The organism is Sandaracinaceae bacterium (assembly GCA_020633055.1).
Taxonomy (GTDB): domain Bacteria; phylum Myxococcota_A; class Polyangia; order Polyangiales; family Houyiibacteriaceae; genus JADJJE01.
Genome location: JACKEJ010000005.1, coordinates 882,273 through 906,149 on the forward strand (window position 1 = coordinate 882,273; position 23,877 = coordinate 906,149).

The window sequence follows — 23,877 nt, forward strand, 5'->3', positions numbered from 1 at the left end:
GACTCAGTCGCTGCGTCGCACGACGAACACGGCCGCGAAGGAGTCTTGGTACGCGGGCGCATAGCGCGCCGGGTGGCGCCGCAGGTGCTCGTAGAAGGCGCGCCCGTTCGCGCTGTTCTCGACGTAGACGTAGCGGGCGCCGAGGCGCTCGATGAGCGGGAGCGGGTCACGCGAGAGCCGCACGGCAGCATCGTACGCGCGGTAGAGGTCGGGGTCGTGGGCGCGCATGAAGCCCGGGTCGAGCCCCAGCGTGTAGACGTTGTGCCGGTTGGCGCGGAACAGGCGCGGGAAGGCGCCGTAGTCCTGCAGGAACACCTCCGCGCCCTCGTCGGTGTGCCGCGCGAGCCACGTCGCCGCGCCGCTCGCGTCGATGCGCTCGAAGGCGCGGCTGGTCGTGAACGCGGCGTGGGCGTGTAGCGCGACGAACGGCAGCACCAGCAGACCGAGCACGACCGCGGGGGCGCGCGTCGCTCGGGGTCGAACGGAACGGGTGGCGACCGCTGCCGCGGCGACCGCCACCGGCACGAAGGTGTCGACGCCGCGCACGTGACGCAGCGCGAGGAGCAGCGACATGAGCGCCAGCAGCCCCCAGGCGAGCAGCTCTTCGCGACGCGCCGCCGTGGCGCTGGGGTCGGGCGCGGGCACCTCGCGCCACGCCACGATGCCGCCCAGCACGAGCGCACCGCATGCGAGAGCGGCATCCCCCATGAACGCCAGGATGTCGGGCGCGGCGTACTCCAGGTTGCCGCCCGCGTGATCCACCGCGACCTCGAAGAGCTGCACGCGCAGCACCGTGAGGAACGCGGACAGGTTCGGATGTGCGAGGACGCCCACAAGAGCGCCGAGCGTGACCGCGAGCACGGGCCGCACCGCGAGCTGACGGCGGGTCACCGCGCGCGCGAGCACGTGGGCCAGCAGCGGCAGCGCCAGCAGCGGAAACGCGGCATACGAGAACGCGTAGAGCGCCGCGAGCAACGTGAGCAGCGCATGACGTCCACGCGCCGCGAGGGGGATCACCGCCAACGTCGCCGCAGCGGCGAGCGGGATGGGCCGCATCCCCATGGAACGCAGGAGGAACACACCGCTCGCTCCGAGCAGGAGCAGGGGCAACAGGCCACGCGCCGGGTGCTGCGGGCCGGCGACCCACAGGAGCACGACCAGCAACGTCGCGACCGACAGGACCGTGAGCACCTTCCCCCCCACCACGCCTCCCAGCACCAGCACGAACGGCGCGAGCAGCGCGTGGTAGCCCAGGTGCAGGTCCGAGAAGCCGTCGGCCAGGATGGTGTGCTTGGCCCAGGGCAGCGCGCGCGGGAGCTCGCCTCCGGCAAGCAGCTCCGCCAACGCGAGGTGGTAGGGGTCGTCCTGCTGCAGCCCTGCCTGACCGAGCGCGAGAAACGCGAAGACCGCGGTGGCCGCGCCCCAGCCCAGGAGCGCGGCCAGGTCGGGCCCGCCACGGCGCGCGGGGTTCGTCAGCGGTACGTCCGAGCCACGGCGTTGAAGTTGGACTCCGTGGGGTTCCAGACCGTGTAGACCACGGTGGCCCGCCGCCGCACGTCGAGGATGCACGCGAGCGACTCCGAGCCGACGCTCTCGCCGCCGTCCTTGAGCGTCTCCGTCGTTCCCCACTGTCCGTCGTCGCCATCCGAGATGCGCGCGTAGATGGAGCCGCTGGCCGCCCACACGGCGAGGAAGTCGCCACGCGCGTCGCCGCTCAACAGATACGCGAAGGAGAGCGAGCCCTCGATGGTCTCCTCCGCCCCCCACGTGCTGCTGCCCGCGACCAGCCTGCGACCGACGATCGCGGCGCCGTCGGACCACGCCACCAGCACGTCGTCGCCTGCCGTGGCGAGCCTGACCGCGCCGTAGGAGCCCGTCGTGCGCGACGCGAGGGGTACGCCCGCGGACCAGGCGCTTCCGTCGTGCGTGTAGACACGGATGGTCGACGTCGCGGTTCCATCGGCGTACTCGGGAACCGCCACGAACGCCCTTCCGTCGGCAGACCGGCCGAAGGCGGGCGAACCGTTCAACGCGTCCGTGCTGAGCGTCGACGCGGCAGCCATGAAGGCGCCGCTCGATGCGTCGTACACGCGCTGCGCGAGCGCGGTCTCGGAGCCCTGGTTGTCGCGGTAGAGCACGACGTGATCGCCCCCTGGGTCGCACACGAGCTGTGGCCTCTCCACGTCGATGTCCGCCGAAGGGCTGACCAAGAGCGGCGCACCCCAGGAGGTGCCGGTGCGTACGCGCGCCCAGATGACCCGCATGGTGGAGCTGGTGCCTTCGTCCCAGACGACCATCACGTCGCCCGTGGCCGACACGCATACGTCGCGCCCGAAGGCGTAGTCGCCGCCGATGCCCAGCGCGACCTCCTCGAACGTGGCCCCGCCGCTGGGCGTGCCCTCACCGAACAGGATGTCCCTGGAGTCGTCCATGTTGCGGCGCAGCGTGACGCTGGCGAGGCTGTCGTCTCCGTCGTAGCCAAGCCGCGCCGTGTAGGTGCCCGCGGTCCCCCACGGGAGCAGCTCGCCGAACTCGGAGGCGTCGGTCGGCCGGGTCACGTAGTGCGCCTCCCACGTGGGCTGCCGGTCCCAGCGCGCGAGCACGTCGCCGCGGCCGTTCGTCGCGAGGGTCGAGTAGTAGACCGAGCCGGCGTCGTAGTCCTCGAGCGGCTCTTCGGCCCCCCAAGCGCCGTCCGTGGTCGCGCTCGTCGCACCCCCATAGACCGCCATGTTCCCAGCCGCGTCGCGAACCACGACATTGAACCCGTAGTCCGTCCCGAGCGTGAGCCCCGTGACCGTGAGGGACCCGAGGTCATCGGTCCAGTCGTTGGCGGCCACCCCGTTGGCGAGCACGTTGGCCACGGTGTCGAGCGCACCGTCCTCGGCAAAGTACACGCGGTACTGCAGCGACGTCGCCGCGGTGGTGTCATCCGTCGCGGCCGTCCAGGAGAGGTCCACAGTGCTCGATGTGGGGTTGTCGGCCGTGAGCGCCCCGGTGGCGCCTGGCTCGGGTGGGGTGCCATCGGTCAGGCCCTCGTCGGGGCTGCCGGCGTCGTCCGCGCCGCCGTCGTCCGCGCCGCCGTCGTCCGCGCCGCCGTCGCCCGCGCCGCTGTCGGGGCGGCCGCCGCTGGAGCCGCCGCAACCGGGCGCGTGCACGAGCAGCGAGAGGGCGAGCAGCGCGCGGAGCCGCATCGTAAACCTGTTGGGGAGGATGGAAGTCATCTGCGCAGTACACCAGACCATGCGGCACCTCGCCACCACATCGGGTATTCGTACGGCATGACGCCTCGCGCTCGAGCTCTCCCGGTCGCGCTCCTCGCTGTCCTCTCCACGTGCGCGGGGGGGTGCGGCGGGGGCGCGGGCCAGAACACACCTGACGCGGGGTCGCGTACGGACCAAGGCGGGCCTCAGCCTCCCACCCCGACGTGCGCCGCGCGCAGCGCGAGCCTGCCGGACCGGCCGGGCGCGACGATCCGGGTCAGCCCGCTCCCCGACGGCGAGGTCCAGGTCGGGACCGAGACGCGCACGCTGCGACAGGTCGTGGCGAGTGCGGCGGCGGGGGACACCATCCTGCTGGCGGACGGCGTCTACACCTTCCCCGCGGCCCAGGAAGGAACGTACACCGGGCTGTACTTCACGACCCCGGACGTGACGCTGCGAGGCGAGTCGGGTGACCCGAGCGCCGTCGTGCTCGACTCGGCCTACGGCAGCCACGGAGACGAGACCGCGCCCATCACGGTCGCCGCGTCGGGCATCGTGCTCGCGGACTTCACCGTGCAGCGCTCCATCTTCCACCTCATCCATCTGTGGGAGGCCGCCGACGACGTCGTCGTGCACCGCGTCACGCTCGTCGACGGGGGCCAGCAGTTCCTCAAGGGCAGCCCGGGGAGCGGCACCAACAACCGCGTCGAGGTCTCGTGCAGCCGCTTCGTGATGACCGCCCAAGGGCGCGACAACGTCTGGGGCTATGGCGCTCAGGACGGCAGCACCACCTGCTACACCGGCGGCATCGACTCGCACGGCGGGCGCGACTGGCACATCCACGACAGCACGTTCGAGGGCATCTACTGCGACGCGAGCGGTGTCGCGCGACCCGCGCACGGCCAGGCGGCTTCGCTCCGCGCCGGGATGACCTACACCGGGGGCCTCTCCGAGCACGCGATCCACATGTGGGACAGCGAGAGCGGCAGCAGCCACGTCATCGAGCGCAACCGCATCGTGGACTGTGCGCGAGGGATCGGCCTCGGCTTGCAGGCCGAGGTGTTCGGCGGGGTGATCCGCAACAACATGATCGCCTCCCGCTTCCCAGGCAGCGGCGAGCACGACGTGGGCATCATCATCGAGCGCGGACACGACACGCTCGTCGCCAACAACACGGTGCTGCTCAGCGCACCCGACAGCTATGACAACGCCATCGAGCTCCGCTGGGCGAGCAGCAGCGGGCTGCGCGTGCTCAATAACCTCACCAACCGGCGCATCCAGCCGCGCGACGGCGCCACGGCGACGCTGGGCGGGAACGTCGAAGACATCACTGGCGACGTGTTCGTCGACCCCTCGAACGGAGACCTGCACCTCGCGTCATGCGCTGCGCCGTCCGTGATCGGCGCAGGGCAGAGCGTCGCCGAGGTGAGCGACGACTACGACGGCGACGCCCGCACGACCAGCCTGGACGTCGGCGCAGACCAGTGTGAGTGATCACCCTCCACCCCGTATTCCACATGCAGCTCGCCACACCGCCGCTCCTCACCCGCCTCGAAGGCGCCTCCCACGTGCTCTTGGCCGGCGCGGGCGGCGGCTATGACGTGTTCGCCAGCATCCCCCTGGCCACTCACTTGCTCACGCAGGGCAAGCGGGTGACCTTCGCGAACCTGACGTTCACCTACCTGGGCGGGACCGACGCGGACTACGTCGCGCCCCATGTGGCTCGTGTGACCCCCGACACGGTGGGCGAGGACCGGTACTTCCCCGAGCGCTCACTGTCGCGCTGGCTGAGGTCACGGGAGCTCGACCCTACCGTCTACGCCCTCGAGAAGGTGGGCGTGCGCCCGCTGACGGCGGCGTACCGGCACCTCGTCGCGCACACGGGCGCAGACGCCATCGTCCTGGTGGACGGCGGCACGGACATCCTGATGCGCGGCGACGAGGCGGGCCTCGGCACGCCGCAGGAGGACATCGCCAGCCTGGCCGCCGTGCACGCGCTGTCCGTCCCCACCAAGCTCGTCGCCTGCCTCGGGTTCGGCGTGGACACGTTCCACGGCGTGTGCCACGCGCACTTCCTCGAGAACACGGCGGCGCTCGACCGCGAGGGAGCGTTCCTGGGGGCCTTCTCGGTGCCACGCGCCTCCCACGAGGGCGCGGCCTACTTGGACGCCGTGGAGAGCGCCCATCGCGACCACCCCGCGCGCGTCAGCATCGTCAACGCGAGCATCGCTGCCGCGTTGCGCGGTGACTTTGGCGACGTCCCCTTGTCCGAGCGGACCCGGGGGAGCGAGCTGTTCATCAACCCGCTGATGACCATGTACTTCGGCTACGAGCTGGACGCGGTGGCACGGCGCTGCGTGTACCTCCCGCTCTTGAAGCACACCGAGAGCATCTTCGACGTGTCACTCGTCCTCGAGGGCTTCCGCCACGAGGTGAGCCTGCGCCCGCGGCGCAGCATCCCGCACTGAGTGAACCGCTGCGACGGACGCATGGCCTGGACGCGGAGCACGAAGGCCACGACGACCCATGGAAGCAGGCCGTCGTGAACATGGGCCGGTCATGACATGTCACACCGGCGGTCCATCCGATGGCGCGCCGGTGCACGCGGGGAGCGAGCCCCGTGCCGCGTTGGACGTCGCGACGGTCCGCGAGTCGGCGCCAGGACGTCGGTTCATCGTTGGAGGGTATTGACGCGAGGATGCGTCCGATCTATTTAACGGGAATGACGTTACCACCAAATGAGCGCAGCTCGTGGATCAGCCACATCGGGTACGGGGGCGCCCTCTTGCTGGCCCTCGGCCTCTTCCAGCTGGGGCTGTGGCTGGAGCTGCCCGCTCCACAGGCCTCGCTGGGCGCCGTGTTCCTCGTGGGCGCGCTGCTCTTGGTGGTCGAGCGGCTCATGCCGCACAGCGAGCGCTGGAAGCCGACGTGGGGCACCGTGGGCATCGACGTGCTGCACAACATCGTGACCGCCGCGCTGGTGGCCCCGCTGGTGAGAGCGGTCGTCTTCGCGCTCCTGGTGGGCGTGGGGGCGCAGCTGGCGACGGCCATCGGCTTCGGGCTGTGGCCGAGCGACCTGCCGCTCGCGCTCCAGCTGTTGCTCGCCCTCGTGGTGGCGGACCTGGGCGCGTACAGCGCGCACCGCGTCATGCACCTCACGCGCGCGGGATGGCGCGTGCATGCCGTCCATCACTCGGCCGCGAAGCTCCACGTCATGGCCAGCGCGCGCACCCACCCGCTCAACGCTGTGCTCACGCTCACCTGCGAGACGGGCCCGCTCATCCTGCTGGGGATCTCGCCAGCCGCGCTCGGCGCGTGGACGGTGTACAAGGCGGTCAACGGGCTCCTGCAGCACGCCAACATCGCGCTTCGCCCCGGCTGGCTCAGCTACGTGGTGGCCACGTCCGACGTCCACCGCTATCACCACTCCGTGCACCTCGACGAGTCGAACCGCAACTTCGGCAACACCACCATGCTCTGGGACCACGTGTTCGGCACCTTCCACCTGCCGCGCGGCGAAGAGCCGGGCCTGGACGTGGGCATCGCCGACGCCGCCATCCCCGAGTCCTACTGGGCGCACCTCGCGGTGCCGTTCCGGTTGAGCCACTACGAGGCGCTGGCCGCACGGAGCGCCGCCCTCCCCAGCGCAGGCCTCGCCGTGACGAGCGCGCCGGACACCGTCGTGGACGACGCCGACGGCGCCTCCCATGGCCCAAGCGCCGCCGCTGTGGGTGCGCTCGGCGCGCCCCTGATCCCCCATGCCGAGCAAGCCTGAGACCCGCCCCTATCGCATGGGCGCACGCGCCGAGAGCGCCCAGCGCACCCGCGAGCAGGTGCTGGACGCCGCGGCCGAGTGCTTCGGAGAGCAGGACTACGACGCGGTGTCGCTGAAGGAGATCGCAGCCCGCGCGGGCGTCGGCCTCCAGACGGTGGTGCGCACCGGAGGCTCGAAAGAGGCGCTCTTTGCGCTGGTGGCCGAGCGCTTCTTGAGCGCGACCATGGCGGGGTTCGATCTCTCGCGCCTCCATACCTGGCAAGACGCGCTGGCGCACCTGATGACGTTCTACGAGACCTTCGGGGACCGCACCATGCGCGTCATCACCCAAGAGCACCGCGTCCCCCTGGTGCGCGAGTACACGCAGCGCAGCCGCGCGCTGCAGGCCGCGTGGATTCAGCTGCACCACGGCGACGCGTTCGAGGGGCTGAGCGACTCCCAGCGCAAGCGCCGCATGGCCATGGTGCTGACGCTGACCGGCGCGCGCACGTGGTACGCCCTGCGCCGGGACTACGGGCTGAGCCCAGAAGACACGCTGAGGAACGTCACCGAGCAGCTGACGGCGCTGTTGGACATGAGCGGGCCGAACGCGACCTGATGCACACCGCGCTGCGGAGACCGTTCGCGGCCATCGCGGCCCTCTCCATCGAGCCGAGCCCAGCCGAGCCCAGCCCCAGGAGACGCCTCGTGGTCGCCGTGACCGAGCCTGGGGACGCGCGCCCCTACATGCAGAGGTTCGCGGTGTACACGTGCGTGATCGGCCCGCTCAGCGTGGCGCCCGACGCGATGGCGTGCTCGTTCCACGCGCCGGCCGACGCGACCAGCGCGTCGAGGTCGATCTCGAGGCCCTCGGCTTCCACGTCACCACGCAGCTCCTCCACCTGCTCCGCGAAGATGTCTGGCTCGGTGCTGCTGCCACTGCAGAAGCGGAACGCCCCAGCGAACTGCTCGGGTGCGAGGTCGGCCGTGAAGAACCACTCGAAGTAGCGTCCGTGCACCGCGGCGAGGTCGGCGTGGGCCTGCTCGTCGAGCAGGCCCGCTGGCAACGCGAAGATGCGCGCCTCGCAGTCCTCGTCGACGCCCAGCACGGCGAGGACGATGGGTGCGCCGTCTTCCGGCCCCGCGGTGACCTCGACGTCGGCCGTCGCGAGCCACTCACGGGCACGCTGGTCGATGTCGGGCCCAGTGGAGCGAGGGGACGACTTGATGAGGTTGCGCAGCTGGTCGAAGTCCATGTGCCGAAGGTCGCACACGTCCGAGCGGCTCGAAAGACCCCCGACGGATGATCACCGCACCCGCCACGAGAGCGCTCTACGCGTGCTGCGGCAGCTGGTGGTGCGCCCCGCTCGTTCGGCCGTCAACGCTTGACGGCCCGGCCGACCAGCCCGGAGCGCACCACCCAAGGCAGGCCCAGCTCGCGACGCTCCAAGCCGCTCACGTCGAAGCCGTGTCGCTCCAGCGCGCCATCGAGAGACTTGTGCGGGTCACAGCCGCCGAGCGCGAGCTTCCACGCGGGCCGCACGAGCCGCTGTACTCCGGCGCGCGCGCGCATCACACGCGACGACCCCTCGGCAGCGACGTGCTCGGCGAGCACGACGGAACCCCCAGGGCGGAGCATGCGCCGCGTCTGCGCCAGGGCCTCGTCGAGGCGCTCGATGGAGCAGAGCACGAACAGGATCACGACCGTGTCGAACGAGCCCGCGTCGAGCGGCAGAGGGCGCGTGGCCGACGCCTCGAGCAGCGACGCGGGGACGCTCCTCTCGGAAGCGAAGCGCTGGAGCCGCTCGCGCCCGATGGCAGCGAGCTGTGTGGCGGGCTCCACCGCGACCAGCTCGGAGACCTCGCGCCCATAGTGCGGCAGCGAGGCCCCCGTGCCGAAGCCCAGCTCCAGCACGCGACCGGTGGCTGCGGAGAGCACTTCGCGCCGCACGGGATCGACGCCGCGCATGCCGTACTCGAGCAGGCGTGAGAGGGCCTCGCGCTCCCACAGGTCAGCGACGCGGCTCATCGCGAGACGGGATCCTGGTGTTCGACCATGTCGGGATTCTAGGCGAGATGCGGCTGGACACAACGGGCCCGCCGCGTGTCTCAGCGGCGAAGCGGGACGCCCAGCACGACGGCTTCGGGGGCGGCGTGATCCGGACGGACCGCAAGAGGATACGCACGGCGACCCTCTCCGACAGCGACGGCCTCGAGAAACACACCGACGGCAACGCCCGACGCGAGCTCCGCGGGTATCTCGATGGGCTCGGGTGCCACGTCGACCGGACGCTGACCGACGACGACGCAGTCTTCGTGGTAGCGCACTGTCCCATCACGCTCGATGCGTGCGATGCGGTTGGTCGGCGTGCAGCGCCAGATGGGCTCCTGCCGGATGTCGGCCCGGAACTGGACGCGCACGACGTCGCCACGCGGGACGGCCTGGAGGACGACCCCTTGGGCCGAACGCGCCACTCCCGTGGACCCGAACGAAGTCCAGTCGTAGTCGCTCGGGATCGCGCCGAAGAAGCGGTCGACGAGCACTTGGTACGCGAAGGCAGGGTTGGCCTGCGCCTCGATCGCCGACTGTCGGGCCGCGGCCATCAGCATCGCGACGCGCGGCCCCCGCTGGACGGCGACCCGCGCGAGCGGGTCCCCCAGCGCACGCACGGCCCCGCTCGCCTGGGTCGGATCGTCGAACTCGCAGCGCGCGACGGCTGCCGCCAACGCGAAGCCCACGGGGCTGTCGAAGGCCGACATCACCTGCTCTCGAGACGCAGGCGTCCGCCCCTGCAGATAGCCCAGGAGGTCACGGCGCGCAGGGACCGTGCAGCGTGCGAGCGCCGCCTGGTCACGGGCGAGGAACGCTTGCTCCACGTCCCACGCGCGCCGCAGGGCCTCGGCGTGCCGCGACGCCTCGACCGTGTAGTCGCGCAGCGCGGCGGCCGGGGCCTCGACGAACACACGTCGCAGCGCCGGATCAGCGCGCAGCGCGTCGTCGAACGCGCGCTTGGTGGCGAGCGCGACGACACGGATGCGCGCGACGACCGCGGTGGCGAACGCGCGCTCGTCCGCACCAAGGCCCGACGCCGCCAGCTCACGCGCGGCCCCCGCCACGTCGATGTGCTCCAAGTCGGAGTAGGCCAGCAGCTGACCGATGAATTCCACTGACCCCGGGTCGACGACGACCTCCGGGATGATGCCCGAGTGGCGCGCGACGCGTACGAGCTGCCCCACGAACGCCGCGCGGTCCGCGTGCGGCGTCGTGCTGCGTTCCAGCCCCGTGCCGCCGTCGATCCAGTACGTGAGGCTGGCGGCCAGTCCGCCCCGCTCGACACCGCTGCAGAGGATGGTCCGCATGTCCGTGACCGCCTGCTGAGGGGGGGTCACCGCCACGGGCATCCGAGGGTTCTGGCACGCGAACTCCCAGCGCTGGCCGTGTTGCCGGGTAGCCGCACCGAGGAGGGCGTCGATGGACGCATCGTCGAGGTCGAACGCGTTGACGAGCACCTGCCGGTAGGCGCTCAGCCAGGCTCCCGTGTTGGGGTCCTCGTAGTGATGGCACGCGAGCGCCGCGACCGCGGCGAGGTGCGGCGGGTCGAACTGCAGGCGCCCACTCCCCTCGGCGACGCGCCGCAGCGCGAGGTGCTCGCGCAGCCGCGTGGCCCGGAGGTCGGAGTGACGGAGCGACCCGACGCCGAGCCCCAGCCCGCAGAAGGCTCGCCCTCCCGCGGTGGCTCGCCGACGTCCCGGCGCTGGCGTCACCGCGAGCTCCACGGGCATCGGCTCCACCGTGGGCGTGGGTTGCGCTGAGCCCGCGCTGCCGGTCAGGGTGACGGCGAACCAGAGGAAGGCGGCGCGCGCGGCGCAGAGCGCAGTGTGGCGTGTTCGTGAGGGCTTGGTGGTGGGCATGGATTCTCCTGTCCGAACGTGCGGTGCGAGGAGGTAGTGCGGATGACTCGCCATTCGATCACGAGAAGCGACGACGACGGTGAGTCGTGCCGACACCGCTCCAGCCGTGCACCCGAACGACGCCCGGTGAGGAGCCTCCCCCCACGCCCGGCACAGGCGCGGCTCCGAAGGAATCCGTATCCGCAGGCGCTTCCCGAACGCCTGCTGCCCCAGCCACGTTGCTACTGTCGACGGATGCGCTCGCCCCGCCGGCCTCCCTTCCGCCTACTGAGTACCGTGTTCTCGTCGTGCCTGCTGCTCGCGAGCGCGAGCGGCTGCGGTTCGCCAACGCCGCCCGCCGACCAGGGTCAGGACACCGACGGCGGCGCGGGAGACGGTTCGGTCGGCGACGGTGCAGTCGTCGACGTGTCCGCGCCGGACGGAGACAACCTGGTCGACGCCGCGAACGAGGACCAGGCCACGCGAGACTCCAGCGTCGCGCACGACGGTGACGTGACCCTCGACGCCAGCGACGACGCAGCCGTGCTGGTGGACGCGAGCACGTCTGACGCAGGCACCCACGGGGACGCGGGCACGAACGGAGACGCAGGCACGAGCGGAGACGCGGGCGCGAGCCGAGACGCGGGCGTCGACGCTGGACAGGACGCGTCGGTGGCCGATGGTGGCCCCATGGACGGAGGCGCGCCCGTCTGCCACCAGGCAACGTTCAGCGGCGCGGGCCGCGTCGAGGTGCCCACCGACGCGTCGTTCAACCCCGGGGGCTCGTTCACGCTCGAGGCCTGGGTCGCACCCGCCACCGCGTCGTCCGTGCTCGCGAGGCGGGTCATCGCCGCGCACTACGGGACCGCTCAAGACCAGAACTTCGCGTATCGCCTCGCCCTCACGGACGACGGCCGGGTGGCGGCGACCGCGTCGCGCTTCGGCGCTACGGCCGCGGACTATCTGCACCCCACGCCGCTCACCGCGGACACCTTTCACCACGTCGCGATGGTGGTGGACACGAGCGCGCAGACGCTGACCATCTTCGTCGACGGCGTCCCTGGGCAGAGCTGGTTCGCTGGCTTGTCGGCGATCAACGCGACGGCGCAGCCCTTCACCATTGGCGACTACGACGCGACCGTCACGAGCAGCCCGTTCAGCGGGGTCATCGCCGACGTGCGGCTCTCCACCGGCACCCGCTACACGTCGATGTTCACGCCGTCTGCACGCCTCGTGGCCGACGCTCAGACGGTCGCCCTCTACCCGCTCGACGAGGCCCCGGGCAGCGGGACCGTGCGCGACGTGTCGGGCAACGGCTTGAACGGATCGGTCGCGAGCGCCGCGGTGACGTTCGCGACCGCTGCCTGCCGCTGAGCCCGGCCCCCGCCGCGCGCAGACGGCCCCGCGTTCCCCACGGTCAGCGCTCCACCGAACCGTCCGTCGTCCACATGCGCCCCGTCGCCCGCTCCACGTGGAGGGTGCGTTGAAACGGGCGCTCGACGAGCTGCGCCTGGTAGCGGTCCCCCACGGCGCGCACCACGGGCACACGCGCCGGGTCGGGATAGCAGCGCCGCAGGTCGTAGACGCGTTGCGTGACGTCGTCGGCGTCCACCACGCGCACCGACCGATAGCCCGCGAGCCGCGTCATGTATTCGGCCTCCGCGAGCGCCCCGGCGCGTTGGGCCAGCTCCGCCCAAGCGCCGGCGCACGCGAGGCTCTCGGCCAGCACCGCGGCGCCACGGCCCAGCGCGCCGTGCGCCTTGTCGCGCGCGTGGTGCGCGACGATGGAGGCCACGTAGGCGCGCTTGGTGCACCCCGCGCCCACCTCCTCGAGCAGCGCGGGGATGAGCGCGTCTTCCATCACCATCAGGTCCTCGTCCTGCGACAGGAGCGTCCACTCGCGCGTCCACGTCCACCGGCGCACGTCCTCCGTGGACGCGTGCATGCGGTCCCACACGCACCCGTGCAGCAGCTCGTCCGGCAGGTCTCGCAGCACGCGGCCGAGGGCGCGCAGCTCGGTCAGCGCGCTGGTCTCCGGGAGGACGCCGCGCAGCTTCCCCTGCACGTACCCGAAGTAGAGGAGCTCGCTCAGCACCTGGCCGTCACGAAGGGGTAGCGCTTGTAGCGCGGGGACCCAAGCGTGCAGCGCGTCCTCCCCGTTTCCCTGCGGTGGCGGCAGCTCCGCCAGCAAGAGGGCGGCTTCGTCGCTCGGCTCGGACTCGGGTGGAGGGCTCATGGTCCCCATAGTGCACTGCGCACGCCTCAGCGTGGGGGGCGCTCGGAGGTGGACGGTGGCGCGGGCGTGCGGGCGAAGTGTCGCGCCTCCAGCGTGAGGTCGACGGCAGCGCCCAGCACCACCAGCTCGACCAGCGCCATGTGCAGGTAGCGCGCGAGCGCTGGCCACACCAGGCTCGCCAGGCCGAGGCCGAGGCCCACCACACCGAGAGCGAACGTGCCGCGCAGCGGCACGCGGAGCACGGTGAGCACCGCCGAAAAGACGAAAGTGTCGCGCGCGAGAATCGTGGGCACGTCCTGGCCCCCGAGGACACCGGCCACGCGCGACACCAGCAGCGACACGAGCAGGCCGGCCATGACCTGACGGAACTGTCGGTCCACCGCCGTGAACGCCAGATCGCGCGCGCGGGAGGCGAGGTAGCCCGCCATCAAGAAGGTGGCCGCGAGAAACGGGTAGAGCAGGTTCATCGGGCTGCCACCGAACCCCGGGCTCGGGTCCGCCCAGAGCTGGGCCAACTGCGTCCCCGTGATGAGCGCGCACGCCACCCACATCGCGCGCAAGCGCACCGCCTGCGCCAGGCGCGGGTCGGCGTCGCGTTCCAGGGCCGTGATGCGGGCGCGCTCGCTCTCGCGCGCCTTTCGGGCCGCAGTGAGCGCCTCGTGTTGGGCGGCCGTGGCGTCGTGGCCCAGCTCGTCCAGCAACGCCGCCGCGCGGCGCAGCTCGCCCAGCTCGAGCGCATGCTGGAAGAGGAGCGCCTGACAGCGCGTGAGGGCACGCCGCGCGACGGGCAACCCGGGCCGCGCGCGCAGGGCCTCGGCGAGCACGAACTGCGCTTGATAGAGAGGCCGCGGATCGTGCCCGTCCGCCGCGGCGAGGAGCGTCTCTGCGCTCGCGACGAGCGCGTGCGTCTCCCGCAGGGACAAGAAGCCCTCGACGGCCTCGCGGAACGACCGCACGTTCGGATAGCGGAGGCTGGGCTCCGCCGCGCACGCGCGGTTGGCGATGGCCCCCAGCTCGCCCGGCACCTCGTCCCCGTAGACCACCACGTCGGCCTGCAGCGCCCGCAGCATGGTCTCCGACATGGAGCCCGCGAGGTGCCGCGGCGCCCCACACAACACCTCGTGCAACGTCGCCCCCAACAGGAACACGTCGGTCCGCTCGTCGATGGCGTCGCCGTCTCCTCGGACCATCTCGGGGGCCATGTAGGCCGGCGTCCCCGCGATGGGCAGCTCGGCGCCGGGCGTGTGGCTCTCGAGGCGCAGCGCCAGCCCCCAGTCCATCAGGTAGACCTCGCCGAACTCCCCCAGCATGACGTTCTCGGGCTTCACGTCACGGTGCAACACGCCCCGGCTGTGCGCGTAGTCGAGCGCGTGACAGACCTGGATCAGCACGCGCAGATGGCGCTCGAGCGCGTCCGCTTCTTGGGGGAGACGCGTGGCGTCGGCCAGGATGGCCTTGCTCCACGTCTGTCCCGTGACGCGCTTGAGCACGACGGTCGGCCCGAACTGGGGGTCGGCTCCCACCGCATGAACGGGCGCGACGTTTGGATGCTCGAGGCTCCCGTGGATGCGCGCCTCGTCCAGCAGCCCATAGCCTTGCGCCTCGTGTTCCGGCTTCTCGCGCAGGCGCTTGAGCGCCACCTCGCGCCCCAGCGAGCGTTGCTCCGCGAGCTCGACGACGCCCATGCCCCCTTCGCCGAGACGCCCGCGCACCACCAGGTCGGGCCCACCGAGCCCACCATCGACGGTCGCTAAAGGAGGGTCGCTCCCTGGCGGGGTGCGGGCAACGTGCAGCGGCTGGAGCGCGTGCAGCATGCGTCCCAGCTGGCTGTGGGCGAGCACGGTGCGCAGCTCGTCCGACAGCACCGCGTCCACGCGCGACCGCGGGTCCACGTCGCTGGGCAGGTTGGCTGCGGTCAGGCGGGCGTGCAGGGTCTCGAGCGTGCTCGGGGTGTCCACCGGCGCGAGCGTCTTCCATCCGCCCGCGGGCCGCAACTGGGCACGCGCACGCCTATCAGGGGGCGTTGGTCGGCGGCGGGGAAGGCGCGTCGCTCGCGGTCCCACGCTCACCGCCCTCGAGCACCTCGTCCAGCAGCCGTCGCAACGTGTACATCTGCTCCGCGCCCAGGCCCTGTCCGATGAACGCCGCGCCGTACTCGAAGCCCATCAGCGCGAGCGCAGCCGGGAAGCCGAGCGCCGCCCAGGGTGCGTGTCCCAGCGACCACTGCACGTAGGCGTACACGATGGACAGCAGCGCCACCATGGAGAGCACGCCGTAGCCCGCCATGAACCCCGTCCACACGTTCGGGTGCGGCGCGAAGCGGCCCAGCAGCGTGCGCTCACCGTCTGGGCGCGACCCGAAGTGGACGTGCAAGCACGGCGAGTAGAAGCGACGCCGCTCACGCGTGAGCCACAGCACGGCGGTGCGTCGGAACACCACGCCGCCGATCCCCGCAGGGTCCCGTGACATGACCACGCGAAGCCCGTCCAGCACGGCGTCCTGGCTGGGGCCGCGTACACCGAGGGGCAGCTCGAACGTGGGCCGCATGCGAGGCGGGCGGGACATCCCCGATACCCTACCTGATCGCTCCCTCGCGCAACATCCCTCCCAGGGACGTCACCCGCGCGTCAGCTGCAGCTCCCCACGCTGACGCGCACGTCGGCGCTCGTGGGCTGCGGACCCGTGCGCACCGTCAGCGTTCGCGTCGTGGCGTCGTACTGGTAGCCGGGCGCGGCGTCCCCAGCGGTCACGTCCACGTCGCCGATGCGCACGCGGGTGGGCTCGGGCACCCCCACCAGACGCAGGTGCCACGTGCGTGAAGCCAGAGCCCCTGGGAAGCTGCGCCCCTCCGACGCTCCGATCTCCACCGTCTGGCAGCTGGCGCCGTCCTCGTAACGCACCGGCGTGAACCGATACCGGCCACCTTCGTAGTCGAAGCCGACGCCAGCATCTTCGTACAGGTCGAACGTGCCGTCAGCGCCGGCCCACACGTGCAGGGTGAGCTCGTCTTGCGGCCCAGCGCTGCTGGTGAGCATGTCGGGCTGGGTCGGCACGATGGTCCCCGCACGCGCATACACGGGGTACTCGGCGAGCGCGACGTCACGGGCGATGGTCGCGTCCCCGCTCACGGGCTCGCCCGTCCAGAAGTCGAACCACTCCCCCGGCGGGAGCCAGAAGGAGACGGCCGCCTGCGTCCCTGGAGCTGCTACCGGCGCCACGAACAGCCCGTCACCGAGCGTGAAGTGGCTGCCCTCGACGTAGGCCTCTTCGCGGGTGGGCCACTGCAGGTACAGCGCGCGCACCATCGGCAGCCCCGTGTCGTGCGACTCCCGCGCGAGCGAGTACAGGTACGGCACCAGGCGCTCACGCAGCCGCAGGAACTCCGTGGCTACGCTCTGGGCTTCACCAGTGTACTCCCACGGCAGCCTGCGCCCGTGCTGCGAGTGCAGCCGCATGAGCGGCTGGAACGTCCCCAGCTGCACCCAGCGCACGTACATGTCGTCGGGGAGCAGCGGGGTAAAGGGGGCGATGCCGCATGCGGAGCCCTCCTCGCGCGCGCCGTGGAAGCTGCCGATGTCGTGCGACACGTACGGCAGGCCCACGGCCGCGCCCTCGGCCGCGGTGAACTCGGCCGCGAAGCGCAGCAGCTCCCAAGTGGAGCACGTGTCCCCCGTGAAGTGCAGGGTCGCGCGGTGCTCCGCGAAGGCCCCCTGCCCCACCAGCCCTTGGCCCGCTTCGGGCCGCGCACCCCAGGAACCTCGCGAGCTCCCCATGCGCGAGAACGCCGGCCAGCGGGAACCCATGCGGCGATGCTCCGCGAGGTAGGCCTCGTTGAGCCACGTGTCCCCCGTGAGCCCGGCGACGTTCACGCGCGTGGTGGAGCAGCACCAGTCCAGCCACCAGAAGTCGATACCGCTCTCGGCGATGGGCCGGTGGAGCTCCATGTACGCGTCCAGCTGCTCACGCGCTCCCAGGTCGAACACCAAGCAGCGGCTGTCCGCGTCGCCCTGCAGGATGCCGCAACCGACGATGTCGGGCCGCAGCGAGTCCACGAACTCGCCGAGGGTCGTGAGCAGCGGGTCGTCCGCGTTGATCGACGGGTGAACGTTGAGCCCCACGCCCACGCCGCGCTCGTGCGCCCAGGCGACGAACCCCTCGGGGTCCGGGAAGAGCGACGTGTTCCAGTCCCAGCCGTTCCACGAGCAGGGCGAGCCCTCGGGGGCACCCGTGAAGCTGTTGAGCAGGGTGCAGTCGCTGCCCTCGGGTGTCTCCTTCCACTCGGTGTCGAGCGAGATCGTGTCGAGCGGCACCTGGTGCTGCGCGAAGTCCTCGACCACGGCCTGCCACTCGGCGCCGGAGTAGGGCCAGTAGCGCGAGAACCAGACGCCGAACGCCTTGCGCGGCAGGAGCGGCGCGGCGCCCGTCAAGACACGCAGATCGGCGAGGGCCGCGCGGTACTGGAGCCCATAACCGAAGAAGTACCCGTCCTGGTAGATCCCCTCGCGCTCCGGACGCACCGCATAGCCCGGACGCTCCGCGGTCAGCAGCGCCGTTCCACTGTCGTCCAGCAGGTACCAGCCTCGCCGGCTCAGCACGCCCGGGTTCATGGGCGCGGAGGTCCCCAAGAGATCGAGCGCGCGCAGCCAGCCGCCCAGCTGCTCGGCGTTGGGCTGATTGTCCCCGAAGACGGGCCGCGCCGCGACGTCTTCATCACCACGACGCAGCGCGATGGTGAGGTTGTCGGCCGCGAACGGACCGGAGTCGACGCGGTAGCGCAGCGTGAGCGCCTCGGTCTCGATGACGCGCTCGTCACCCTCGAGGCGTGTGGTGTACGGAGTGCGACCGACGGGTCGCACGCCGACCGTCTGCGACGGGCGATCTTCGAACTGCCCGTCCGCCGCGTACTCGAGCCGGATGAGCGTCGGCGTGATCACCGTGAAACGAGCGCTGCCCTCGACGACCGACGGCAACCTGCCGTCGCTGCTGGCACACGCGCCGAGCGTGAGGCTCATGGCGAGCCATACCCACGACGCTCCTGTGCGAGGCCGCATGCTCCGCCATGACCGAGACGAGACCGCGCGCGTCGCGCGCTCCACTTCCAACGACTGCATGCCGGCAGAAGAGCACGCCACCACTCAACCGTCAAGCGTGACTGTTGAGATGACGGGGACGGCGCCCCGCGCTACAGTCCTCGTGTGTCGACCAAGCCCACGACCCGCACCCGCGCCGAGTACGACGCGCAGCGCTCGGCCGCGACCCGCGCGCGCATCCTGGACGCCGCGCTCGAGACGCTGCTGGACGTCGGCTACGCGAAGACGACCACGGTCGAGATCGGGCGCCGCGCCGGGGTCGCGCGTGGCACGCTGCTACATCACTTCCCGGACCGCGAGTCCCTGATGGTGGCCGCGGTGCGTCACGTGTTCGAGCGCCGCCTGGCCGAGTTCGAGCAACAGGTCGACGCGCTCGGGCTGCTCGACGACCCACACGGCGCGCCCGACACCGACGCGCTGATCGAGCTCCTGTGGCGCGCCATCGACGGCGGCACGACCCTCGCGTGGGTGGAGCTCGTGGTCGCCACGCGCAACGACGCCGTGCTGCGGGCCGAGCTGATCCGGCTGATGGAAGAGTTCGACGAGCGCATCGCGGAGCGCTACGTGCGGTTCTTGCCGCGTGCCGCCGGAGCCGAACCGCCGCGTCGCCTGGTGTTCGCGCTCATGAACGGCCTGGTGCTGGACCGCATGAGCGGCCGCGACGCCCACGTCCCCGCGGTGCTCACGCTGCTGAAGGTAGCCACCCGCATGACCGGCTTGGGCGGCTGAGGCCTTCTTGGCAGGGACGACGACCTCACCACGCTGCGCAGCTCCGCTGCCACACCGGGAGCCACCTGCGGACCCTCAGAGCTCGTCGAACAACGCGTCGAACGTGTGGGGGAGGCCGCGCGAGAGCGGGAGCTCGACCGTGTCCGTCTCGAACGAGGAGGAGCGCGCCGCACCACCGAACTGCAGCAAGCCGACCTCGCCTCGCAGCCCGAGGCACACGTTGCCCACCTCCGTGAAGTTGGACGAGTTGCTCAGCATCATGTCGACCTTGGCCGTCGCCCGCCCCGAACCGGGCTCGTATTGGGGGTCCCAGAGGCGCACGCTCAGCTCGGTCACGTAGCGGCCCGGTCCAGAAGCAATGCCGTCCATGGCGTGCACCTCGACGCAGCTCGGGTCGATCCGCCCGGGCACGTTCAACCAGAAGTCGAAGCCGGTCAGCCCGAGGAGGCCGTTGGGCAGCCCCGGCTCTCCCGTCACCGTAGCCTCCTGCGCCGACGGGTCGGCGTGCTCGTGAACCGTGTTCTGGCCAAACGTCGCGTAGCTGAGCGTGTACTCGGCCGCAGCGCGCGCGCCGTGGCTGCGCCCGAAGGCTCCCACCAGGAGGTAGTCCACGCGCACCCACGTCGTCGCCTCGGACATGGCTTCGTTCATGTCCGCCCGATCCGAGAGGCCGAGGCTGTTCCGGGCCTGAACCGCGAAGCGGATGTCGTCGCCCTCGACGGCGGGCGCACCCAGCTGGATGCCGAGCCCTTGCGACGTGTAGCCGAGCGCCGGGTCGTAGGGGATGCGCTCGGCGAAGTCCGGCGCCACCTCGTAGAGGTCGGTGTCGATCCGATAGCCGCGGATGAACGCGACCAGCGTGTCGGCCGAAGCCAGCCTCTCGTCGGTGACCGTCGCCACGGCGCTCGCGACGTGCAGCTCGGGCATCGCCGCCGCGTGCGGTGGGATGGTGATCAGCACGCTCCCCTCGACGCTCTCGAGACGTGCGCTGTCCCAGCGCTCGACCCCGACGCGGACGTTCGGACGGTCGAACAACCCCGCCGCGCCGCCATCGTTCTGTGCCACGACGCGCAGACCGCTCTCGTCCAGAAGCACCTCGGACGTGAGCTCCATGCGCGAGAGGCGATGCGGGAGGTCGCGCCACCGATGATGGAGTTCCGTCGTGACGACGACTGGCGCGTCAGACCCACCGGAGCCGCACGCGGAAGGGAGCGCGCATGACGCGACGGTCAGGATGGCCGCCGCGAGCCTACGCGGATGATGGAGGGGTGATCGCATGGGGCCTCACGCGGACCCGGGCCCGCCATGGGAAGTGCACGACAGGGGAGCACGTCCATCTCGGGGACTCAAGCGTCACCACTCCGTGTCGCCGGGGGGAACGGTGGGTGGCGACCGAGCGCAGGCCGTCAGCAGCGTCATGTGAATTGACACGGCGCAGCGTGACGGCTTGCGCCTGCGTCATTCCGGGCCTAAAGAACCCGTGTTCGAGATGCCCGCGCTTCCCACACTGCGAGCGACCGCCTTCTTCGCCTGGCTGGCAGCGGCCTTGCTCTCCGCGAGCACGCCCATCGCCACCAGCGCACAGGTCGCCCAGGTCATGGAGCACAGCGAGTCCGGTTCCGGGCACGCGGTGCTGTCCATGGACGAGGCCGCGCAGGAGTTCGAACCCGACGTGCGTCGACCGGACAACCTGGACGAAGACCAGGTGGAGCTCGAAGACGCCCTCACGACCTTGCACGCGCCCTTCGGGCCGCAGCGGGTCGGCGAGCCGAGCGAGGACTTCGTCCTCGGTCATCAGCAGGTAGAGCCCGCCCACTTCACCGCGGCCGTCGGCGCACGCGCGCCGCCCCGCGCCTGAGCCGTCGCGCACCCCGCGCCTGCCCGCCCTGACCTCGTTTCGTCCGGGCCGACGCTGGTGAACACGGCTGGAGTCACACGATCACGTGTGCGCTCCCACGTTCGCATCGTAGCGCCGTCTCCGTAGCGCCACGTCGTTCGCACACAGTCTCGCCACGTCCGTGCTGGGCCCGTCCCACGCGCTGCCACGCGGCCCGATGCGCCTGTAATTCGCGCCGCAACCCGGCCCTGCTCGACCATTGCCCCTCAGGGGTCCCCCGCATGCGTCAAGAGTTCATCCCCCCGTCGCTCCATACCCACGGCCTCTCGCGTCGTGGGTCCGAGCTTGTCGTCATCGGCAAGCAGGACGGCACGCTGGCCGTCCGTCGTCTTGCGCATCGACACGGGCTGGGGTCGTCGCTCACGGAAAGAGAGAGTCAACATGAGTAGCCGCTTGGTTTCACCGCTCTCGGTGCTCGCGGGCGTGTCCTTGATGGTCGCGGGCTGTGTCCCTGCGCTCCCTCAGGGCGCCGCCCGGGCCCCGAACACGGAGGTCCCGGACGCGTTCGGAGGTGCCCTCGACACCAGCAACTCCGCGCTGGTCGACTGGCACGACTTCTTCGAGGACCCCCAGCTGGTGGCCCTCATCGACGTCGCCCTCGAGAACAACCAGGAGCTCAACATCCTGGTCCAGGAGATGCTGGTCACGCAGAGCGAGATCCGGGCGCGGCGCGGCGACTACCTCCCGCGCCTCGGCATCGGGGGTGGCGCCGGCATCGAGCGCGTGGGCGAGCACAGCAGCCAGGGTCGCAGCGACGAACAGGCGGGCCTCCGCCAAGACCTGCAGGACTACCGGGTCGGACTCTTCGCGTCCTGGGAGGTCGACATCTGGCGCCAGCTGCGCAACCTGCGCGACGCGGCGGTCAACCGATACCTGGCCAGCGTCGAGGGGCGGAACTTCATGGTGACCCGGCTGGTGGCCGAGATCGCCAACCTCTACTACGAGCTGCTCGCGCTGGACGCCCGCCAGGAGGTCATCACCAACAGCATCGCGCTCCAGGAGACCGCGCTGGAGTTGGTGCGCGCGCAGCTGCAGTCGGCCCGCGTCACGTCGCTCGCCGTCACCCGCTTCGAGGCGCAGCTGCGCGGCTTCCAAGCCAACCAGTACGAGATCGCCCAGGCCATCGTGGAGCGCGAGAACCGGCTGAACTTCCTGTTGGGGCGCTTCCCGCAGCCCATCCCCCGCAGCTCCGCGGACTTCCTCTCCCGGCAGCCCATGGTGGTGTCTGCCGGGCTACCGACGCAGCTGCTCGAGAACCGACCCGACGTGCGCCAAGCGGAGCTCTTGCTCGAGGCCTCGTCCTTGGACGTCCGGGCCGCCCGCGCGCGCTTCTACCCCGCGCTGCGCCTGGAGGCGGGCGTAGGGCTCCACTCCTACAACATCCGGCAGCTCATCTCGCCGGGCTCCATCGTCTACAACCTGTTCGCCAACATCCTCGCGCCGCTGTTCAACCGGAACGACATCACGGCGCAGTACTTCGCGTCGAACGCGCGCCAGATGCAGGCGGTCATCGTGTACGAGCAGGCCATCCTCGGCGCCTACGTCGAGGTCATGACGTCGCTCAGCCGCATCAACAACCTGCGCAGCATGTTCGAGCTGAAGGAGATGCAGGTGGCGCGGCTCACGGAGTCCATCGAGATCTCGAACAACCTCTTCAACTCGGCGCGCGCCGACTACCTCGAGGTCCTGACCACGCGCCGCGACGCCCTCGAGGCCCAGATCGAGCTGATCGAGATCCGCCGGCTGCAGCTCAGCGCTGCGGTCGAGGTGTACCGCGCGCTGGGCGGCGGTTGGCGCACAGGAGACGACGCGACCGAAGGGTCCACGGCACCAGGGTCCACACAAGATTCCGCGGAAAGCACCGCCGGAGGAGAACAATGATGTCTAGAGCACGATCCACCGCGAGCACCGGGCCCTCTATGCGGTCCTTGGCCTGCGCGCTGCTTCTGTCCCTCCCGTCCTCCGCGATGGTCGCGTGCAGCTCGGGCCACGCCGAGCACCACACGGAGGAGGCCCACCACCCGGTCGTGCTGACCAACCCGGCCGTGATGGACTTCCCCACCAGTGAGGAATACGTAAGCCAGATCCACTCGCGGCGGCACGTCGAGATCCGCGCGCTGGACGAGGGCTACCTGCGGGCCATCCCCGTGCAGGAGGGCCAGGCCGTCACCCAAGGGCAGCTGATGTTCAAGCTGCTCCCGGTGGTCTACCGCGCGCGCCTCGACAGCCACCGCGCCGAGCTGCACCTGGCCGAGATCCGGGTGCGCAACGCCCGCCAGCTGTTCGAGCAGCACATCGTGTCGGACCAGGAGGTCGCCATGGCCGAGGCCGAGCGCAATCGGGCGCGCGCCGAGAACGACCTCGCCGAAGCCGAGTTCCGCTTCACGAACATCGTCGCGCCCTTCGACGGCATCATGGACCGGCAGTACGTGCAGGAGGGCAGCCTGGTCGAGGCCGGCGACATGCTCACCACGGTCTCCGACAACAGCCTCATGTGGGTGTACTTCAACGTGCCCGAGGCCGACTACCTGCGCTTCAGGGCCATCCCCGACGCCACGGATCCAGAGCACCCGCAGACCCTACGCATCCCTGGCGCGCGCGTGGAGCTGCGCCTCGCGAACGGGGCGCTGTTCGACCAGGTGGCGGCCGAGACGCTCACCATCGAGTCAACGTTCGACAACGAGACCGGCAACATCCAGTTCAGGGCGGACTTCCCGAACCCCGCCAACCTCCTACGGCACGGCCAGACGGGCACGTTGGTCATCAACGAGACCCTCCACGACGTGCTCGTCATCCCACAGCGCGCCGTGTTCGACGTGCTCGACAAGCAGTACGTGTTCGTCGTCGACGCGGAAGGCATCGCCCACCAGCGCGAGATCACCGTCTCGAACGAGTCGGACGACGTCTTCGTCATCAGCCGCGGCCTTACCGCCGAGGACCGCATCGTGCTCGACGGAGTGCGCCAGGTACACGACGGAGAGCACATCGAGAGCACCGAGTTCCGCTCGCCCGAAGACGGTCTCTCGCATTTGAAGCAGCACGCCGAATAGACCTTCCCAGGCGGCGCTCCACGGGGCCTC

General features: G+C 70.9%; 19 protein-coding genes. 9 read left to right on the top strand and 10 right to left on the bottom strand.

The genetic code is table 11. The features are described 5' to 3' along the window. Nucleotides 1-3: 3 nt before the first annotated feature. A complete protein-coding gene (locus H6726_08610) occupies nucleotides 4-1,569 on the bottom strand; it encodes a hypothetical protein (GenBank protein ID MCB9657693.1) in 1,566 nt (521 codons plus the stop codon). Next, nucleotides 1,473-3,221 carry a fibronectin type III domain-containing protein gene (locus H6726_08615; protein MCB9657694.1) on the bottom strand — a complete coding sequence of 583 codons (1,749 nt, stop codon included), beginning with the start codon at nucleotides 3,219-3,221 and terminating at the stop codon, nucleotides 1,473-1,475. The genes H6726_08610 and H6726_08615 overlap by 97 nt, the downstream gene beginning before the upstream one ends. 57 nt (nucleotides 3,222-3,278) lie before the next feature. On the opposite strand from H6726_08615, the gene H6726_08620 reads away from it, so the two are divergent. The 4 genes from H6726_08620 (at nucleotide 3,279) to H6726_08635 (ending at nucleotide 7,573) form a co-directional block, all read left to right on the top strand. Next, nucleotides 3,279-4,694, top strand: a complete 1,416-nt coding sequence (locus H6726_08620; GenBank protein ID MCB9657695.1) for a hypothetical protein — start codon at nucleotides 3,279-3,281, stop codon at nucleotides 4,692-4,694. A gap of 23 nt (nucleotides 4,695-4,717) precedes the next feature. Continuing rightward, on the top strand, nucleotides 4,718-5,668 hold the full coding sequence (locus H6726_08625) for a DUF1152 domain-containing protein (GenBank protein MCB9657696.1): 951 nt from the start codon (nucleotides 4,718-4,720) through the stop codon (nucleotides 5,666-5,668). Nucleotides 5,669-5,922: 254 nt separating this feature from the next. Continuing rightward, nucleotides 5,923-6,975, top strand: a complete 1,053-nt coding sequence (locus H6726_08630) for a sterol desaturase family protein (GenBank protein ID MCB9657697.1) — start codon at nucleotides 5,923-5,925, stop codon at nucleotides 6,973-6,975. Next, entirely contained in the window at nucleotides 6,959-7,573 is a 615-nt protein-coding gene (locus tag H6726_08635; GenBank protein ID MCB9657698.1) for a TetR/AcrR family transcriptional regulator, read from the top strand. Before H6726_08630 ends, H6726_08635 begins: the two co-directional genes overlap by 17 nt. A 124-nt stretch (nucleotides 7,574-7,697) precedes the next feature. Here H6726_08635 and H6726_08640 read toward each other — a convergent pair whose 3' ends face one another. The 3 genes from H6726_08640 to H6726_08650 all read right to left on the bottom strand — a co-directional run bounded on the left by H6726_08640 (nucleotide 7,698) and on the right by H6726_08650 (nucleotide 10,866). Then, a complete protein-coding gene (locus H6726_08640; protein ID MCB9657699.1) occupies nucleotides 7,698-8,210 on the bottom strand; it encodes a hypothetical protein in 513 nt (170 codons plus the stop codon). A gap of 122 nt (nucleotides 8,211-8,332) precedes the next feature. Then, the gene (locus tag H6726_08645; protein ID MCB9657700.1) at nucleotides 8,333-8,983 is read right to left on the bottom strand and encodes a class I SAM-dependent methyltransferase; all 651 of its coding nucleotides are present in this window, start codon (nucleotides 8,981-8,983) and stop codon (nucleotides 8,333-8,335) included. A gap of 80 nt (nucleotides 8,984-9,063) precedes the next feature. Next, nucleotides 9,064-10,866: a hypothetical protein gene (locus tag H6726_08650; GenBank protein ID MCB9657701.1), complete on the bottom strand. Its 1,803-nt coding sequence runs from the start codon at nucleotides 10,864-10,866 to the stop codon at nucleotides 9,064-9,066. Nucleotides 10,867-11,100: 234 nt separating this feature from the next. Here H6726_08650 and H6726_08655 point away from each other — a divergent pair, with 234 nt between their 5' ends. Further along, complete coding sequence (locus tag H6726_08655) at nucleotides 11,101-12,219, top strand: LamG domain-containing protein (GenBank protein ID MCB9657702.1); 1,119 nt, start codon at nucleotides 11,101-11,103, stop codon at nucleotides 12,217-12,219. A 43-nt stretch (nucleotides 12,220-12,262) separates the two neighbouring features. Here H6726_08655 and H6726_08660 read toward each other — a convergent pair whose 3' ends face one another. From H6726_08660 to H6726_08675, 4 genes are all read right to left on the bottom strand, one after another. Beyond that, a complete protein-coding gene (locus H6726_08660) occupies nucleotides 12,263-13,081 on the bottom strand; it encodes a hypothetical protein (protein MCB9657703.1) in 819 nt (272 codons plus the stop codon). A gap of 26 nt (nucleotides 13,082-13,107) precedes the next feature. After that, nucleotides 13,108-15,039 carry a serine/threonine protein kinase gene (locus H6726_08665; protein MCB9657704.1) on the bottom strand — a complete coding sequence of 644 codons (1,932 nt, stop codon included), beginning with the start codon at nucleotides 15,037-15,039 and terminating at the stop codon, nucleotides 13,108-13,110. 55 nt (nucleotides 15,040-15,094) lie between these two features. Next, on the bottom strand, nucleotides 15,095-15,646 hold the full coding sequence (locus H6726_08670) for a hypothetical protein (GenBank protein MCB9657705.1): 552 nt from the start codon (nucleotides 15,644-15,646) through the stop codon (nucleotides 15,095-15,097). A gap of 62 nt (nucleotides 15,647-15,708) precedes the next feature. Further along, entirely contained in the window at nucleotides 15,709-18,093 is a 2,385-nt protein-coding gene (locus H6726_08675) for a DUF5110 domain-containing protein (GenBank protein ID MCB9657706.1), read from the bottom strand. Between the two features lie 183 nt (nucleotides 18,094-18,276). Between H6726_08675 and H6726_08680 the strand changes: the two genes are divergently transcribed. Beyond that, nucleotides 18,277-18,900, top strand: a complete 624-nt coding sequence (locus tag H6726_08680; GenBank protein MCB9657707.1) for a TetR/AcrR family transcriptional regulator — start codon at nucleotides 18,277-18,279, stop codon at nucleotides 18,898-18,900. 75 nt (nucleotides 18,901-18,975) lie between these two features. Here H6726_08680 and H6726_08685 read toward each other — a convergent pair whose 3' ends face one another. After that, the gene (locus H6726_08685) at nucleotides 18,976-20,013 is read right to left on the bottom strand and encodes a hypothetical protein (GenBank protein MCB9657708.1); all 1,038 of its coding nucleotides are present in this window, start codon (nucleotides 20,011-20,013) and stop codon (nucleotides 18,976-18,978) included. Between the two features lie 367 nt (nucleotides 20,014-20,380). Here H6726_08685 and H6726_08690 point away from each other — a divergent pair, with 367 nt between their 5' ends. From H6726_08690 to H6726_08700, 3 genes are all read left to right on the top strand, one after another. After that, nucleotides 20,381-20,758: a hypothetical protein gene (locus H6726_08690; protein MCB9657709.1), complete on the top strand. Its 378-nt coding sequence runs from the start codon at nucleotides 20,381-20,383 to the stop codon at nucleotides 20,756-20,758. Between the two features lie 420 nt (nucleotides 20,759-21,178). Beyond that, on the top strand, nucleotides 21,179-22,678 hold the full coding sequence (locus H6726_08695) for a TolC family protein (GenBank protein MCB9657710.1): 1,500 nt from the start codon (nucleotides 21,179-21,181) through the stop codon (nucleotides 22,676-22,678). Nucleotides 22,679-22,716: 38 nt separating this feature from the next. Beyond that, the gene (locus H6726_08700; protein ID MCB9657711.1) at nucleotides 22,717-23,847 is read left to right on the top strand and encodes an efflux RND transporter periplasmic adaptor subunit; all 1,131 of its coding nucleotides are present in this window, start codon (nucleotides 22,717-22,719) and stop codon (nucleotides 23,845-23,847) included. The last annotated feature ends 30 nt before the right edge of the window (nucleotides 23,848-23,877 follow it).

Excerpts from the sequence above, each read along its gene's own strand:
- H6726_08615 (MCB9657694.1), bottom strand. The coding sequence starts at position 3,221 with ATGACTTCCATCCTCCCCAACAGGTTTACGATGCGGCTCCGCGCGCTG.
- H6726_08620 (MCB9657695.1), top strand. The coding sequence starts at position 3,279 with ATGACGCCTCGCGCTCGAGCTCTCCCGGTCGCGCTCCTCGCTGTCCTC.
- H6726_08625 (MCB9657696.1), top strand. The coding sequence starts at position 4,718 with ATGCAGCTCGCCACACCGCCGCTCCTCACCCGCCTCGAAGGCGCCTCC.
- H6726_08630 (MCB9657697.1), top strand. The coding sequence starts at position 5,923 with ATGACGTTACCACCAAATGAGCGCAGCTCGTGGATCAGCCACATCGGG.
- H6726_08635 (MCB9657698.1), top strand. The coding sequence starts at position 6,959 with ATGCCGAGCAAGCCTGAGACCCGCCCCTATCGCATGGGCGCACGCGCC.
- H6726_08640 (MCB9657699.1), bottom strand. The coding sequence starts at position 8,210 with ATGGACTTCGACCAGCTGCGCAACCTCATCAAGTCGTCCCCTCGCTCC.
- H6726_08645 (MCB9657700.1), bottom strand. The coding sequence starts at position 8,983 with ATGAGCCGCGTCGCTGACCTGTGGGAGCGCGAGGCCCTCTCACGCCTG.
- H6726_08650 (MCB9657701.1), bottom strand. The coding sequence starts at position 10,866 with ATGCCCACCACCAAGCCCTCACGAACACGCCACACTGCGCTCTGCGCC.
- H6726_08655 (MCB9657702.1), top strand. The coding sequence starts at position 11,101 with ATGCGCTCGCCCCGCCGGCCTCCCTTCCGCCTACTGAGTACCGTGTTC.
- H6726_08660 (MCB9657703.1), bottom strand. The coding sequence starts at position 13,081 with ATGAGCCCTCCACCCGAGTCCGAGCCGAGCGACGAAGCCGCCCTCTTG.
- H6726_08670 (MCB9657705.1), bottom strand. The coding sequence starts at position 15,646 with ATGTCCCGCCCGCCTCGCATGCGGCCCACGTTCGAGCTGCCCCTCGGT.
- H6726_08675 (MCB9657706.1), bottom strand. The coding sequence starts at position 18,093 with ATGAGCCTCACGCTCGGCGCGTGTGCCAGCAGCGACGGCAGGTTGCCG.
- H6726_08685 (MCB9657708.1), bottom strand. The coding sequence starts at position 20,013 with ATGGAGCTCACGTCCGAGGTGCTTCTGGACGAGAGCGGTCTGCGCGTC.
- H6726_08695 (MCB9657710.1), top strand. The coding sequence starts at position 21,179 with ATGAGTAGCCGCTTGGTTTCACCGCTCTCGGTGCTCGCGGGCGTGTCC.
- H6726_08700 (MCB9657711.1), top strand. The coding sequence starts at position 22,717 with ATGCGGTCCTTGGCCTGCGCGCTGCTTCTGTCCCTCCCGTCCTCCGCG.